We start from the raw sequence: 14,177 nt of genomic DNA, 5'->3' as shown, positions 1-14,177 counted from the left end.
GGATTCCTCTCGCAGCCGTCAGTCACCCGTCGTCGGTCACCCGGACTCTCGGTTGTCAGGTTCATGGCGGAAACCCCCGTCGATCCCACTCCACCCGGGCCGCCCACCCAGCGGCTCGCCCCCCTCGGAGGACTCAGTGAACCGTTCGTCCCAGAACCGCCGCCTCACCAAGGGCACCCGCGCCCTCGCCGTCCTCGGTGCGCTCGTCGCCGCTACGGCCCTCGCCGCCCCCACGTCCTCGGCGCAGCCGGTCGACACCGCGCGGGCCGGCGTCGCCGCGCTCGCCGCCACGAGCGACGCCGTCCTCGACGCCGACGTGCCCGGCACCGCCTGGTACACCGACCAGGCCACCGGCAAGGTCGTCGTCACCGCCGACGAGACCGTCTCCTCGGACGAGATCGCCGCGCTCCGCAAGGCCGCGGGTGCGAACGCCGCGCACCTGAAGGTCGAGCGGACCGCCGGCAAGATCAACAAGCTGATCGCGGGAGGCCAGGCCATCTACTCGGGCGGCGGCCGGTGCTCCCTCGGCTTCAACGTCCGCAGCGGCAGCACCTACTACGCGCTGACGGCCGGCCACTGCACCGACTCCGCGAGCACCTGGTACACCAACTCCGCCAACACCACCCTCCTCGGCAGCCGCGCCGGCTCCAGCTTCCCCACCAACGACTACGGCATCATCCGCCACTCCAACGCCGCCGCCGCCGACGGCCGCGTCTACCTCTACAACGGCAGCTACCGGGACATCACCGCCGCCGGCAACGCCTACGTCGGCCAGTCCGTCCAGCGCAGCGGCAGCACCACGGGCCTGCGCGGCGGCACCGTCACCGGCCTCAACGCCACCGTCAACTACGGCAACGGCGACATCGTCTACGGCCTGATCCAGACCAACGTCTGCGCCGAGCCCGGCGACAGCGGCGGCGCCATGTTCGCCGGCTCGACCGCCCTGGGCCTGACCTCCGGCGGCAGCGGCAACTGCTCCACCGGCGGCACCACGTTCTTCCAGCCCGTCACCGAGGCCCTCAGCGCCTACGGCGTCAGCGTCTTCTGAACCCGTGCATGACCGCGCCCATGCCGTATCACGGCGTGGGCGCGGTCATGCGTGGCCGGAAACCGGGGACGCGGATGCCCAGCGGACGAGCACACTTCTCGCCGCGGCCTGGGGCGTCGTACCGATCGGCGGAGCGCCAGGGGGGCGCAGGGCCGACACATCGAGGAGAACCCGTTCGGCCCCGTGCCCGGGCGGTGACGGGCCAGGCCCATGCCTCGGGGCACCGGCTCGACGGGCACGCCACGCGCCCGCCCGAGGGGCGCGGCGGCGGGCGGCGTCAGCTCGTGGAGAGGAGCGGGTGGAGGGTGAAGGAGCCGTGCGTGGCCAGTTCGCCGAGGAAACCGAGGGGTTCCACGACTTGGTCGAGGTGGAACACACCCGGGGTAGTCGCGGCCTCTGCCGCTGGAGTGACGAGGGGCTATTGCTGGAGCGGGGTGTTGGTCCAGAAGGAGTGGGCCTTCTTCAGGAGCTCCTCGGCGGCGTCGCCGTACGATGCCGCAGCGCTCAGCGCGGCGAAGGCTTTGTCGTAGAGGTCGAGTTCGCTCTGTTCCGTGATGTCCACGGAGGAGGAGACGAGTTCGACGTGGGCCCGGTCGCCGTCGCCGTAGATATTGAACGCGTGGACGGGGAACAGGTCCCCCCGTGCGGTGGAGGGAAGGATCCCGAGGGTGAGCGAGGCCAGGCCGAGCTCTCGCAGGAGGCGCTCGATCTGTTCTTGCTTCGGGTCCGCCGATGTTCGTGTAGAGCGCCTGCTCCCCGAGGACGACGTCGTAGTGGTGTTCGCCGTCGTGCAGCACCTGCTGTCGCTGCATGCGTTTGGCGACGCCTGCCGGCACGTCGTTCGGGACGCCGAGGAAGTCGACGACCTGGCCGAGGATCACGGTGGCGTATGCCTCGGTCTGGAGGGTGCCCCAGATCATCGTGGGCACGTACGCCTTGCCTTCGCGCGTGCTCTGGTACCAGCGCACCACGTCGTCCTGAGTCGCTTCCGTACCGGTGGACAGACGATCCGTCCAGGGAACTGAACTGGTCACCGCACCCCCCTGGGTGGTGCCGCCGGGGCGGCTTCGATGGGCGTTGCCGTTCCGGTCGAGGATGGCTCCGAGTGTCCGATCTTGTAAGAGCGGGAATCGGTCAGGCCATGCGCTTGATCTCGATGGCGAGGGCTCCGAGGGCTTCCTTCTCGGGCCCGTAGATGGTGCGGATGTTGGCCAGCTGCTGGTCGCGGGTGGCGGTCGGGTTGACGTTGGAGGGGCCTTCGCCGTCGAGGAGGGCCTCGAAGTCGGGGTACTCCGTGACGCGGAGGACCTCGACTTCGCAGGTCTCGTCGGTGTTCTTGATGCGGAAGCGGATGGTGTCGCCGGCGGCGAGGTCGGCGAGGTGCGGGTACTTGACCCGCACCTCGATGGTCTTGGTGCCCGCGGCGACGAGCTCGAAGTACTGGCGGTAGAGGTTGAGCTCGCGGACGCGGGCGGTGCGGTCGGTCATCGGGAGGGAACGCTCCTGGGGGACGGTGCGGTGATCAGGCGGCCGATCTCGGCGGCCGAGTACGAGCGAAAGAAGTGGCGGGGGTCGGAGAGCAGGGTCTCGGTCATGGTGAGCAGCTGGTCGGCGTACTCGGTGATGGTGCCGGGCCACTGCCGGGTGTCGAGCATCCAAGGGGCGGCGCCCTCGGGCAAGGGGGCGCGGCCTTCTCGTATGAGGGATTTCGACAGCTTGGCACCGGTGTCGGTGACGACCTGCGGGCAGAACAGGCGGGCTGGGAGCTGGGCGCGGGTGAGGCCCGCGGCCTGGAGGGCCTCGTCGACGAGGTGGGAGCCGAAGACCCAGTCGCCGCCCTTGACCATCACGTGCAGGGTGCCCTGGGGGCTGGTCAGGGCGAGTTCCTTGACCAGGTTGCGGTAGAGGGTGGCCAGGTCGAGGTACGCGCCGGCGGTGGGCGTGATTGCGGCCTCGTACGGGCCGTGGTGGAGGCAGACGGCGGAGACCACCGCCGACTCGGGCCCGGTGAGGCGGACCCGGGTGCGTTCGGCGTGCTTCTCCGTCCAGCCGCAGCCGGGGTGCGGGCAGGGGACGCGGAGGTGTGGGGTGCCGGTGGAGGGGGCGAGCCACCAGCGGGCGGCGTCGATGCGGGGGAGGAGCCGGAGCCACGTGCGGCGGTAGTGCTCGCCGGCCTGCTGCCGGGTGTACGTCTCGATGTGGTGCGGGATGCCCAGGCGTCGGGACAGGGCGGTGAAGAGGGGCTGGTAGAGGGCGGTGACGAGGTCGATCAGGGCCTGCTCACCGAGGGCCTGGGCGTAGGCGCGCTGGTAGCGGTGTCCGCTGGTCGGGTCGGTCGCCAGCTCGTGCGGGGCGTTGTCGAGGGCGCTGAAGAGCACCTCGGTGGGGAGGCCGAAGCGGTCGCGCAGTCGGGCGGCCATGGCGAAGGCCAGGGACTGCACGAGCGAGGTGCCGATGTGCGGGGCGCCGTTGATCTGGCCCCCGTCATCGCCCACATGACCTCGTACCGCGCCTGGGCAGATCAGCACGATGTCCCCTTCGACGCGACGATCGAACGGGCACGCATCCTCGTCGCCGACCACATCGCCCGCCACGGCGCGTACGAGATCACATGCCTGGGAGGCATCCTCGTCTGCAGCCGCTGATCGTGGCCCGTGAAGTTGAGGAACCGGCCGCTCGTCCAGGGCTCCGGGTCCTGGAACACACGCTTCTGGAAGGCATGCGCCGCGACGACGGAGACACCCGTCAAGGGGGTGAGCACCGCCAGCATGAAGCGGGCGTCGCGACGGCCGACGGCGTTCGGGTGCGCCGGCCGGCGCGAACGGCCGGACATGGTGACCCGGATCGCCGGAAGCCATTTCACCGGGCCACCCGTTCGCGGGGGAGACACCGACGAGTGGCTGCGGGTGGAGGTCGTCTCCCCCGTGGTCGCAGCGGTCCGCCACCTGCTGCAGTTCGGCACCGACGTCGAGGTCGTCGGTCCCCGCGAGGCGCGCACGGAGATGGCCCGCGCCGTCTCCGAGCCGGCCGGAGTCTACGGCGCTGACGGAACCACGGCCGCGGGGGCCGCGCTCCGAGCGACGTCGGCCCGCTGCCCCTGCCCGTATCGGTGGAATGACCGATGTGCCGCGGGGGTCGGCCCGGAGATAGTCCTCGGGAGATCGTTCGCGGGTGCCCGTGGCGGCGCCCGGTCTTCGAAAGGACCCCCTGTGGACACGTATGCGGATCTGGTGTTCGTCGGCGGCCGTGTGGTCACGGTCGACGCGGAGTTCTCCGTGGCGGAGGCGCTGGCGGTGACCGGATCGGTGATCAGCGCCGTCGGCGGGCGGGAGGACGTGGCGCCGTTCATCGGGCCCGGCACCCGGGTCGTCGATCTGGCGGGGGCGACGCTGCTGCCCGGGATCAACGACTCCCACCTGCACGGCTGCGCCTTCGGGACGGCGAGCCCGCCGCTGTCGCTGGAGGTCGGCCACCCCGCCGTCTCCTCCCTCGCCGACGTGGCCGGGGCCGTACGGGAGGCGGTGGGGCGGACGCCCGCGGGGCAGTGGGTCACCGGGCACGGCTGGGACACCGGCTTCCTCGCCGAGTGCGTCGCCGACCCGTCCCGGCACCCCTCGCGCGGCGACCTCGACGAGGTCAGCCCCGACCACCCCGTCGTCCTCTACTCCTTCTCCGGGCACGCCACCTGGGTCAACTCCAAGGCCCTGGAGCTGATCGGCGTCGACCGGGACACCGTGGCGCCGCCCGGCGGGGCCATCGTCACGGACGAGGCGGGGGAGCCGACCGGCCTGCTCCACGAGGGCGCGCAGGCCCTCGTCCAGAACGCGCTGCCGGCGCTCGGCCGTGAGGAGCGCGCGGACGCCATCCGGTCGACCCTCGCCACGCTCGCCCGGCTCGGCGTCACCAGCTACACCGAGCCCGGGCTCGGCCCCGGCGGCGACGGCATCATGCGCGGCACCATGGGCACGCGGACGCTGGACGTGTACCGCGAGCTGCTCGCCGCGGGCGAGCTGACCGCCCGCGTCGGCGTCCTGCTCCTGCCGACCGGCATGGCGAGCACCGCCGAGGAGTTCGCCCGGAACCTCGACGCCCTCGACGCCTCCGACCCGTCCGGCGGCGCCGACCCGCGCCGCCTCGCGATCCACGGCGTGAAGGTCTTCGCCGACGGCATCGTCCCCAACAAGACGGCCTGGATGCACGAGCCGTACGTCGGCGGCGGCTGCGGCTCCCTCTGCGTCGGCGGCGACATCGACGACGAGCGGGTCGCCGAGATCCGCGCGATGATCCGCCACGCCCACGCCGCCGGACACCAGCTCGGCGTGCACGCCACCGGCGACCGGGCCATCGACACCGTCGCGGACGCCTTCGCCGAGGCCACGGCCGCGCACCCGCGCGACGACGCCCGCCACTACGTCATCCACGGCGACTTCCTCACCCCGCACGCCATGAAGGTGCTGGCCGAGCACGACTTCGGGGTCAACATGAACCCGACCATCAAGTGGACGGTGGCGGACATGGAGGAGGAGTTCGTCGGCGCGGGCAGGGCCGCCTACGCGTGGCCGTACCGTGACGCCCTCGACGCCGGCGTGCGCGTGGCCAGCGGCTCCGACGCACCCGTCACGCACCCCGACTGGCGGCAGGGCGTCGCCACCATGGTGCTGCGGGAGTCGAAGGCCGCGGGCCGGGTCAGCGGACCCGAGCAGCGGATCGCGCTCGCCGAGGCGATCCGTACGTACACGATCGACGCGGCCTGGCAGGACTTCGCCGACGACTGGAAGGGCTCCCTGGAGCCCGGCAAGGTCGCCGACCTGTGCGTCGTCGACGGCGACCTCCTCGGCGCCGACCCGCACGCGATACCGGAGCTGCCCGTCGTCCTCACCGTCCTCGACGGACGGATCGTGTACGAGGCCACGCCCGGCACCGAGGCCGGTGCGGGGTCCGGCGTGGGGGCCGGCGAGGGGGGCGACATCCGGCGCGATTGACGTATGCCGGGCAGATGATCATCCTGGGGGGATGGCGGCACGGCACAGCACAGCGGACATCCTCGACGCCGCCGTCCACGTCCGTGACGCCGCCAGGAGCGCCACGGCCGGTTCGGCGGGCGTCGACACGGTCCTGGCGGCCCTCTCGGAGGTCATGGAGCACGACCACGCCTCCCTGACCCGGTGGGACCCCAGGCGGCGGCGCCACACCACGCTGGCCGGGAGCTATCCCGAGGAGGCCACGGCCTACATCGAGACCCGCCTCCACCGCGACCCGGTCTTCCCGGTGCTGCACAGCCCGGCGCGGGGCGGCCTCTGGCTCGGGGACGTCCCCGGACCGCTGCTCGACGCCTCACCGGGTTTCCAGGACGTGCTCGCCCCGCTGGGCATCGTGGACGGCGTCGCCCAGTGCCTGTTCACCTCCGACGGCCGGTACGTCGGCATGCTGAACGTCAGCATCCGGCGACCGCGCCGCACCCCCGACCCGGCCCGCGCCGTGGTCACCCTCCTCACCGAGGCCCTGGCCGCGACCGTGGCCTCCGGTGAGGCGGGTCCGGCCGTCCCGGCCCGCCCGCCCGGCGGCCTGTCGCCGCGGGAACTGGAGGTACTGGCCGAGCTGACGGCCGGACGCACCAACCGCCAGATCGCCGAGCTGCTCCACGTCACCCCGCGCACGGTGGGGACCCACATCGAGCACATCCTCGCCAAGCTCGACCTCCCCAACCGCGCGGCGGCGGCGGCCCGGGCGGCTGCCTGGGGAATCCGGTCGCCCCACTGAGCGGCGGTCGGGGCGGGGCGGGGCAGGGCGGGGCGGGGCAGGGCAGGGTGGGTACGGGCGCGGGCCCGGGCCCGGGCCCGGGCCGGTCACCCCCCGTCGTGCCCCAGGTCGACGGCCAGCCGCTCCGCGACCGAGGTGAGCGCCTTCCCGAGGGGCAGGGCCACCCGGGCGGCGGCGAGCGTGTCGCCGCGGGTCGGATCCCGGTTGACGATCACCACGGGCGTACCGGCCTGAGCGGCCTGCCGGACGAACCTCAACCCCGACATCACCGTCAGCGACGACCCGAGCACCAGAACCGACGCGGCGCCCCGCACCAGCTCCCGGCAGTGCTCCACGCGCTCGGCCGGCACCGACTCGCCGAAGAACACGACGTCCGGCTTGAGCACCCCGCCGCACACCACACAGGGCATCACGTGGAAGCCCGCGACCTGCTCGTCCGTGAGGTCGGCGTCGCCGTCGGGGTTGATCGCGGCGGGTACGGGGTCGAACCCCGGATTGGCCTCCTCGAGACGCCGTGCGAGCTCCCGCCGGGCGCTCGTGCCGCCGCAGTCCAGACACACGACCCGGTCGAGACCGCCGTGCAGCTCCACGACGCCGTCGCTCCCGGCTGCCTGGTGGAGCCCGTCGACGTTCTGCGTGACGACGCCGCCGAGCAGCCCGGCCCGGCCGAAGGCGGCCACCGCGCGGTGCCCGTCGTTGGGCCGCGCCCGCCCGAAGGTACGCCAGCCGAGGTGGCTGCGCGCCCAGTACCGCCGCCGCGCCCGCGCGTCGCCGGTGAAGTCCTGGTACGTCATGGGCGTGTGGCGGCTGAGGCTTCCGCCCTCGCCGCGGTAGTCCGGGATGCCCGACTCCGTCGAGATCCCGGCCCCGCTGAGGACGAGGACGCCGCCGGCCCGCACCGCGTCGACGACCGGTTCCAGATCGGTCGTCCCCGGCGGCAGCTCCCCGGTCGGTGTCCAGCTCAAAGTAGGCCGCATGCGCATGCCGCCAGCGTACGGAACGTCCACCGGAGGCGCCGTACGTCAGTCGCTGGACCAGTTCCGGGTGGAGAGCACCAGCAGATAGCCGTCCGGGTCCTGGAGCGTCACGCCCCAGGTGTCCCAGTAGGGGTTGTGGGCGGGGACGCGCTTCCCGCCGTGCTCCTCGAGCCGCCGCACGAGCGCGTCCGGCACCTCCTCGTCCAGATAGACCACCAGCAGGTCCTCGGCCGTCGGCCGGGGCTCCGTCGGGGCGGCCGGATCATGGACGAGTTCGAGGTGCCAGCCCGCGCCACGCCAGCCGACCATGAGCAGCGAGTGGACGCCCGGAGTGCCGTCGGCCGCGTGCCGGTACTGCACGTCGAGGCCGAGCCCCGCCACCCAGAAGCGTTCCGCCGCCTCCAGGTCACGCGACGGACGGGCGATACGGATGTGGGCGGTGGCATCGGCGGGCACGGCAGGACCTCCTGATCGACGGGCGTCTCCAACCCTAGGGATCGGACCGGGCGCCCGCCCATACCCCGCTGGACCTACGACCGGCGACGGAGAGGCCGCCGGCCTCGACGCGTGTGCGGGGGCGTCACGCGCTCGCGGAGTCGGCGATCCTGTCCAGTTCGCGCATCGCCTGGGAGTGGGCGCTCATGCGGCGGCTCACCACGCCCGTCGTGAAGAGGCCCACGCCCGCGACCGAGACCGGGACGGAGAGGCCGAGGACGAGCAGCGCCTCGGGCCAGTCGCGTTCGGCCTGACACCAGGAGTTCTGCCTGATGCCCCGGTTGGCGGTGCCGTCATCGGTCAGCAGCCGGGCCTCGCACTCGGCCGGGTACTTGTCGTCGGGCTTGCGGTCGACTTCGTACGGCGTCAGCAGCAGGACCGCGCACCAGGTCCACAGGAGTGCGGCCAGGCCCAGGAGGCCCATGCCCCAGAAGCTCATGGGCGCGCCCGGTCGCGGAAGTCGAGGTCGAAGTCACGTGATCGCATGGCGAACGAACATAGCAGCGGGCGTTCGGACGTTCGACGATCATTGACAACGCAGGCGCGTGGATCGCCGCTCTCCCGGTGTTGGACGGGGCGGGCGCCGCGGAGCGAAGCTGATCACCGACACCCCCTCCCCCCTCACCGGCGAAACGAGGCCTCACCCATGGACGACGACGTCTTCGAGACGACGGGCGGTGCGGTCCGGGGCTTCCGGGTCACGGGCGGCGACGTCGTCGCCGTACGCGGAATCCCTTACGCCGCACCGCCGTTCGGCGCCGACCGGTTCAGGGAGCCGCGCCCGGCCCCGCCGTGGAGCGGCGTCCGGGACGGTACGGAGTTCGGGCCGATCGCCCCGCAGTCGGCGGAGCTCCCCGGCGCGCCGACCTGGTCGCCCGGGGACGAGGACGTCCTCACCGTCAACGTGTGGACGCCGGCGCCCGGCGGCGGCCGTCTCCCCGTGCTGGTCTGGCTCCACGGCGGCGCCTACACCTTCGGCTCCTCCGCCCAGCCCGACTTCGACGGCACGGCGCTGGCCCGGGCCGGCCTGGTGGTCGTGACCGTGAACTACCGTCTGGGGTTCGAGGGCTTCGGGCACGTTCCCGGAGCGCCGGAAGTCCCCGACAACCGGGGGCTGTCGGACCAGATCGCGGCCCTCCGCTGGGTGCGCGACAACATCCGCGCCTTCGGCGGCGACCCCGACGACGTCACCCTCGCCGGCCAGTCCTCCGGTGCCACCTCCGTGGTCTGCCTGATGGTCATGGACGGGGCCCGAGGCCTGTTCCGCCGCGCCATCGCCCACAGCCCCGCGAGCCCGTTCCAGACCAGGGACCTCGCCGCCGCGACCACCCGCGAGATCGCCGCCGCGGCCGGCTGCCCCGCGACCCCCGAAGGCCTGGCGTCGGCCGGCCCGCAGGTCCTGGTCGAGGCGGCGGACCAGGTGGTCGACGCCTACCGGAAGGACCCCGACTCCGGCTCCCGCCACTACGACCCCTCCCTCTTCGCCCCCGTCCTCGACGGCGACACCCTGCCCGCCGACCCGCTCACCGCCCTGGCCGCCGGCGCGGGCCGCGACGTGGACCTGCTGCTCTGCCACACCACGGAGGAGTACTGGCTCCTCGACGCGGTCGGCAGCTGCGCGAAACTCACCACCGAGTCGCAACTCGCCCGCTTCGCCCATGACTTCGGTCTGACTGGGAAGCTCCTCGACGCCTACCGCTCCCCGGATCCGGCGTGCGTCGCGGACACCTACCTCGCGCTCTACGGCGACCTGCTCTTCGTCGAGTTCACCCACCGCCTCGCGGAGGCACACGCGGCCGGCGGCGGCCGGACGCACCTCGCCCGCTTCGACCGGCGCCGCGACCGCGCCGACGGCACGGCCGTCCGCGCCTGGCACTGCGCGGACATCCCCTTCGCCTTCGGCAACCTCGACGACGAACGTCTCCATTTCCTCGTCGGCGGCACCCCCACCCCCGAGGACCACGCCCTGTCCCGCCGCATGGTGGGCGCCTGGGCCGCCTTCGCCGCCACCGGAGACCCGGGCTGGGCCCCGACCCCGGAGGCCGGCACGGACGCGGGGCGGGCCACCCGCGTCTGGACCCCCGACGACCAGCCGGCGACGGACCGCCGGCCCGTCCCTCCCCGCGCCCTCTGGGCCGAGGTCGCCTTGCCGCTCCTGCGCCCGTGACCGACGCGCCGCCGGTCACCCCACCGTGACGGCGGCGGAGCGGAGGACGGCCGAGCCGGGCCGAGGCGGGCGTGCCGTCACGCGACTTCCGGACCACGGTCACAGCCACTGCGCCCAGCCGAACGTGAACACGTGGGCACGCCGAAGCCCCGCCAGGCCCCGGCGGCCCCGAAGGAACACCGCCGCCCCGGCGGCGAACAGCGCGGCGAACGCGCCCGCGACCGCCGCCCCGGCGACGGGACTCACGAAGATCCCGACCGCCAGGGCGACCAGGAGTACGACCCCGAGCCCGAGGTGAGCGGCCGCCGGATCGTCCCGCAACGCCTCCTGGGGTGAAGGCCATGCCGGGCAGCAGCGGTAGCCGGGAGCCGGTCTCGGTGCTGCCCGCGGCGCGGGCGCGCCGGTCGGGTAGCGTCACTTCCGTGACCGAGGACGGCGTCGTCTGGAATCAACTCACCGCCCTGCTGCCCGAGGCCGGGGCGGAGGAGGCCAGGGACTGCTGGTCCCTCGGCGAGCAGGAGGCGGCGCTGGGGCTGCTCGTATCCGGCCTGATGGCCTCTCAGGTGCCGATCGGCGAGCTGGTGCGCGCATGGATCTCCGTGCTCGCGGAGGGCTGGGGCGAGCGGGAGGCGCTGACGCCGCGACTCCGGCAGTGCGTCGGGGACGGTGGGCCGGCCCCGGTGAGGCTGGTGGCGGACGAGGAGGGGGCGGGCGGCCCACGCGGCGGGTCGGCCGACGTCCTCGTGCCCTGGATCGCCTGCGAGCGGTGCGGCGCCGTCCTCGCGAGGGTGCACGCGCGTGAGCCCTGGGGAGGCCTCTCCTACCTCGCCGTGAAGTACGTGGTCGCCCCGGCGGCGGGCGGCGGCCCGGTCACGCGGGAGTTCCCCGCCGAATCCCCGGACCTGGCCTTCACGTACCTGCTGGAGGCCTGCGCTGCGCGGCTTCCGTCCGGTTAGCGCCCCGCCGCGGTCGGCACGGCCTTCGGCCGGTGTCGCTACCGGCCCGCCGTCTCGAACAGCAGGCGGGCCGCCACCGCCGCGCCGTCGTCGCGGATCCGTCCGCGCAGGGCTTCCGCCCGGGCGCGGGTCTCGGGGCGCAGCGCCGTCGCCAGGGCGGCCGACAGGGTCTCCGGGGACGGGGACGGGGACGGGGACGAGGACGGGGTAGGGCGGGCCGTGCCGAGGCCGAGGGCCGCGACACGGTCCGCCCAGTACGGCTGGTCGCCGGCCTGGGGGACGATCACCTGCGGAGTCCCGGCGCGGGCGGCGGTGGCCGTGGTGCCCGCGCCGCCGTGGTGGACCACGGCCGCCACCCGGGCGAACAGGGACCGGTGGTCCACCTCGTCGACCGCGAGGCAGTCGTCACCGTCGTCGATCGGGGTCAGCCCGGCCCAGCCGCGCGCGAGGATCACACGGCGGCCGCGCTCGCGGGCCGCTTCGATCGCCGCCCGGGCGAGGGCGGGCCCGGCCGTACCGAGCGGGGTGCTGCCGAAGCCCACGTACACGGGCGGCGGCCCTGCCGCCAGGAAGGCCGCCACCTCCGGTGGGAGCGGGCGGGCGACGGGACGGAACCACACGCCCGTGCCGACGACGTCGACCGCGCCGTCGGCACCGCCGCCGGCCGTCGGCCAGGGCGACAGGACCGGGTCCGCCGACAGCCAGGGGCGGTCGGTGAAGGCGTAGCCGCGCACGTCGTCCACCGGCGGCAGGCCTGCCGCGTCCCTGAACGCGCCGAGCATCGCGCCGAACATGTCGTTCGCGAGGCGGGCGTCCAGGTCCCACAGCTCGCGGTTGTCCTCGACCTCCCGCGGCAGCGGCCGGCCCCGGCGGCCCGGCGGCGGCCGGTGCGGGGACGGCAGCACGACCGGCGTGTGGGTGGCGTACACGTAGGGGACCCCGAGCCGCTCCGCCACCGACCGAGCCCCCGCCGTCACCGGCAGCGGGCCCGTCGCCAGCACCACGTCACACCCTTCCGCCGCCTCCGCGACGGGCCCGAACTGCGCGGCCATCAGATCGGCCGCCCGCTGCGCCAGACCCACGGCGGACCCGGGCCGCACCGTCGTCACCAGCGGTCGCACCGGCGCGCCCACCGGCACCGCCCGCACCCCCGAGGCGGCCAGCAGCTCCGTGAACTCCCCGTCGGGCGGCGCGCACACCCGCACCTCCGCGCCCCGTTCGCACAGGCGCAGCGCCAGCCCCGCCATGGGCTCCACGCTTCCGCGTGCCCCGTACGTGGACACCACGACACGCATCCCGCGCATTCCGCTTCCCCCTGGCACGACGAGACCCCGGCCGATCCGACCTGCGGGTCATATAGGTGTGCGATTGTCGGTCACGCGTGATAGTCACTACACCCACGGGGTGGGACGATCATCAGCCACCCCGTGCGCACACATCAAGGGGTGGGGACATGGCGTTGCTCCAGGAACTGGGGAACACGCTGGGAAGATGGACGGGCCGGCCCGTCGCGCGGGTGGACGCCGACTCCGGCGACCCGGAGGCACGGACCGTCCGCCAAGCCGCCGAGGCCGGGGACTGGGCCGCCGTCCGGGACGTGCTCGACGCGCGGCCCGAGAGCGAGGACCGCACCGGCCTCCTGTGGGCCGTCGGCGACGTCGCCGGTGTGGAGCGGTGGATCGCCGACGTCATCGCCGCGGAGCCCGATGCCGCGCTGCCGCGCCTCGTGGCCGGCGTCCGGCACATCAGCTGGGCCTGGGAAGCCAGGACCGGCGCCCGCGCCCAGCACGTGTCCCGCGAGCAGTTCGAGGTGTTCTTCGACCGGCTCGGCACCGCCGAGACCCGGCTGTACGAGGTGGCCGAGCGCGAACCCGGATGGACCTCGCCCTGGTACGGCCTCCAGGTCACCGGGCGCGGCCTCCAGGTCGGCCAGGACGTGGCACGGCGCCGCTTCGAGGCGACCGTCCGCCGGGACCCGTACCACCTGGGCGCCCACCAGCAGCAGTTGCAGCAGGTCTGCGAGAAGTGGAGCGGCTCCCACGAGGAGATGCACGACTTCGCCCGCGCCCGTGCCTTCGGCGCGCCCGCCGGGACGCTCCTCGGCCAGCTCGTGGCCGTCGCGCACCTGGAGCACTGGCTCGCCCTCGACTCCGGTCCCGACGCGCGCTACATCCGGCAGCCGCAGGTCGTGGCCTCCCTCAACGAGGCCGCCGACCACTCCTTCCGCCACCCGGACTTCGTGCGCGGACGCGGCTGGCTCCAGGTCCACAACACCTTCGCCATGGCGTTCGCCCTCGCCGGCGACGTCGCCTCCGCGCGCGAGTGCTTCCGGGCCACGGAGGGCCGCGTCACCGAGTTCCCCTGGTACTACCTCGACGGCTCCGACCCCGCCAAGGCCTACAGACAGCACCGCTCGTACGCCGGACGCTGAGGGGGCCGGAAGCGGGCCGGGGCAGGGCGGACCGCCCTCCGGGGCGAAGCCGCCGGGGGAGGCCGCCGGGGGAGGCCCGGGCACCGCCCGTACGGGCCCGCCACGCGGATGCCGCTCCCGACGCAGCTCCCGCTTCCGACGCAGCTCCCGCTTCCGACGCAGCTCCCGCTTCCGACGCAGCTCCCGCTTCCGACGCAGCTCCCGCTCCCGCTTCCGCTTCCGAGGTCGACTCCGCGCGTCGCCGACCTCGGCGGACGTCCACCAGTTCCCCCGCTTCCACCCGCACCCGCACCCGCACCCGCACCCCACCCTCATTCCCACCCGCTCGCACCCGAAGGACTGC

Annotated in this window: 14 protein-coding genes and 1 pseudogene; 7 read left to right on the top strand and 8 right to left on the bottom strand. The window is 73.9% G+C overall.

Annotation, left to right across the window (positions count from 1 at the left end):
• Positions 1 to 136: 136 nt before the first annotated feature.
• The gene (locus AB0E19_RS15145) at positions 137 to 1,048 is read left to right on the top strand and encodes a S1 family peptidase (RefSeq protein WP_362178902.1); all 912 of its coding nucleotides are present in this window, start codon (positions 137 to 139) and stop codon (positions 1,046 to 1,048) included.
• A gap of 418 nt (positions 1,049 to 1,466) precedes the next feature.
• On the opposite strand, the pseudogene AB0E19_RS15140 reads toward AB0E19_RS15145, so the two are convergent.
• The 4 genes and pseudogenes from AB0E19_RS15140 to AB0E19_RS15125 all read right to left on the bottom strand — a co-directional run bounded on the left by AB0E19_RS15140 (position 1,467) and on the right by AB0E19_RS15125 (position 3,911).
• Positions 1,467 to 1,968, bottom strand: a pseudogene (locus AB0E19_RS15140) (Scr1 family TA system antitoxin-like transcriptional regulator).
• Positions 1,969 to 2,182: 214 nt separating this feature from the next.
• Entirely contained in the window at positions 2,183 to 2,536 is a 354-nt protein-coding gene (locus AB0E19_RS15135; RefSeq protein WP_362178899.1) for an ASCH domain-containing protein, read from the bottom strand.
• The gene (locus AB0E19_RS15130; protein ID WP_362178896.1) at positions 2,533 to 3,543 is read right to left on the bottom strand and encodes a hypothetical protein; all 1,011 of its coding nucleotides are present in this window, start codon (positions 3,541 to 3,543) and stop codon (positions 2,533 to 2,535) included. Before AB0E19_RS15130 ends, AB0E19_RS15135 begins: the two co-directional genes overlap by 4 nt.
• Positions 3,544 to 3,569: 26 nt before the next feature.
• Entirely contained in the window at positions 3,570 to 3,911 is a 342-nt protein-coding gene (locus tag AB0E19_RS15125) for a hypothetical protein (protein ID WP_362178893.1), read from the bottom strand.
• A 346-nt stretch (positions 3,912 to 4,257) separates the two neighbouring features.
• On the opposite strand from AB0E19_RS15125, the gene AB0E19_RS15120 reads away from it, so the two are divergent.
• Positions 4,258 to 6,030 carry an amidohydrolase gene (locus AB0E19_RS15120; protein WP_362178890.1) on the top strand — a complete coding sequence of 591 codons (1,773 nt, stop codon included), beginning with the start codon at positions 4,258 to 4,260 and terminating at the stop codon, positions 6,028 to 6,030.
• A 31-nt stretch (positions 6,031 to 6,061) separates the two neighbouring features.
• Positions 6,062 to 6,808 (top strand): LuxR C-terminal-related transcriptional regulator, encoded by a 747-nt coding sequence (locus AB0E19_RS15115; RefSeq protein WP_362178888.1) that lies wholly within the window; start codon positions 6,062 to 6,064, stop codon positions 6,806 to 6,808.
• 86 nt (positions 6,809 to 6,894) lie between these two features.
• Here AB0E19_RS15115 and AB0E19_RS15110 read toward each other — a convergent pair whose 3' ends face one another.
• The 3 genes from AB0E19_RS15110 to AB0E19_RS15100 all read right to left on the bottom strand — a co-directional run bounded on the left by AB0E19_RS15110 (position 6,895) and on the right by AB0E19_RS15100 (position 8,719).
• Positions 6,895 to 7,785 carry an NAD-dependent protein deacetylase gene (locus AB0E19_RS15110; protein ID WP_362179438.1) on the bottom strand — a complete coding sequence of 297 codons (891 nt, stop codon included), beginning with the start codon at positions 7,783 to 7,785 and terminating at the stop codon, positions 6,895 to 6,897.
• Between the two features lie 45 nt (positions 7,786 to 7,830).
• Positions 7,831 to 8,241, bottom strand: coding sequence for a VOC family protein (locus AB0E19_RS15105; RefSeq protein WP_362178883.1), 411 nt, complete (start codon positions 8,239 to 8,241; stop codon positions 7,831 to 7,833).
• A 124-nt stretch (positions 8,242 to 8,365) separates the two neighbouring features.
• Positions 8,366 to 8,719 (bottom strand): hypothetical protein, encoded by a 354-nt coding sequence (locus tag AB0E19_RS15100; protein WP_362178880.1) that lies wholly within the window; start codon positions 8,717 to 8,719, stop codon positions 8,366 to 8,368.
• A gap of 207 nt (positions 8,720 to 8,926) precedes the next feature.
• Between AB0E19_RS15100 and AB0E19_RS15095 the strand changes: the two genes are divergently transcribed.
• From AB0E19_RS15095 to AB0E19_RS15085, 3 genes are all read left to right on the top strand, one after another.
• Complete coding sequence (locus tag AB0E19_RS15095) at positions 8,927 to 10,447, top strand: carboxylesterase family protein (protein ID WP_362178876.1); 1,521 nt, start codon at positions 8,927 to 8,929, stop codon at positions 10,445 to 10,447.
• Positions 10,448 to 10,579: 132 nt separating this feature from the next.
• Entirely contained in the window at positions 10,580 to 10,783 is a 204-nt protein-coding gene (locus tag AB0E19_RS15090; protein WP_362178873.1) for a hypothetical protein, read from the top strand.
• A gap of 86 nt (positions 10,784 to 10,869) precedes the next feature.
• Positions 10,870 to 11,403 (top strand): hypothetical protein, encoded by a 534-nt coding sequence (locus AB0E19_RS15085; protein ID WP_362178870.1) that lies wholly within the window; start codon positions 10,870 to 10,872, stop codon positions 11,401 to 11,403.
• 38 nt (positions 11,404 to 11,441) lie between these two features.
• On the opposite strand, the gene AB0E19_RS15080 is transcribed toward AB0E19_RS15085, so the two are convergent.
• Positions 11,442 to 12,698, bottom strand: coding sequence for a glycosyltransferase (locus AB0E19_RS15080; protein ID WP_362179435.1), 1,257 nt, complete (start codon positions 12,696 to 12,698; stop codon positions 11,442 to 11,444).
• Between the two features lie 158 nt (positions 12,699 to 12,856).
• Here AB0E19_RS15080 and AB0E19_RS15075 point away from each other — a divergent pair, with 158 nt between their 5' ends.
• Positions 12,857 to 13,834, top strand: coding sequence for a hypothetical protein (locus AB0E19_RS15075; protein ID WP_362178867.1), 978 nt, complete (start codon positions 12,857 to 12,859; stop codon positions 13,832 to 13,834).
• Positions 13,835 to 14,177 lie beyond the last annotated feature (343 nt).

Source organism: Streptomyces sp. NPDC047974, assembly GCF_040653375.1.
Classification (GTDB): Bacteria; Actinomycetota; Actinomycetes; order Streptomycetales; family Streptomycetaceae; genus Streptomyces.
The sequence above is the reverse complement of the archived record's forward strand: the minus strand, read 5'-3'. Positions and strand labels throughout refer to the sequence as shown.

What these genes read in the sequence shown, in the direction of transcription:
- AB0E19_RS15135 (WP_362178899.1), bottom strand. Translation starts at nt 2,536, where the DNA reads ATGACCGACCGCACCGCCCGCGTCCGCGAGCTCAACCTCTACCGCCAG.
- AB0E19_RS15110 (WP_362179438.1), bottom strand. Translation starts at nt 7,785, where the DNA reads ATGCGGCCTACTTTGAGCTGGACACCGACCGGGGAGCTGCCGCCGGGG.
- AB0E19_RS15100 (WP_362178880.1), bottom strand. Translation starts at nt 8,719, where the DNA reads ATGAGCTTCTGGGGCATGGGCCTCCTGGGCCTGGCCGCACTCCTGTGG.
- AB0E19_RS15115 (WP_362178888.1), top strand. Translation starts at nt 6,062, where the DNA reads ATGGCGGCACGGCACAGCACAGCGGACATCCTCGACGCCGCCGTCCAC.
- AB0E19_RS15080 (WP_362179435.1), bottom strand. Translation starts at nt 12,698, where the DNA reads ATGCGTGTCGTGGTGTCCACGTACGGGGCACGCGGAAGCGTGGAGCCC.
- AB0E19_RS15095 (WP_362178876.1), top strand. Translation starts at nt 8,927, where the DNA reads ATGGACGACGACGTCTTCGAGACGACGGGCGGTGCGGTCCGGGGCTTC.
- AB0E19_RS15075 (WP_362178867.1), top strand. Translation starts at nt 12,857, where the DNA reads ATGGCGTTGCTCCAGGAACTGGGGAACACGCTGGGAAGATGGACGGGC.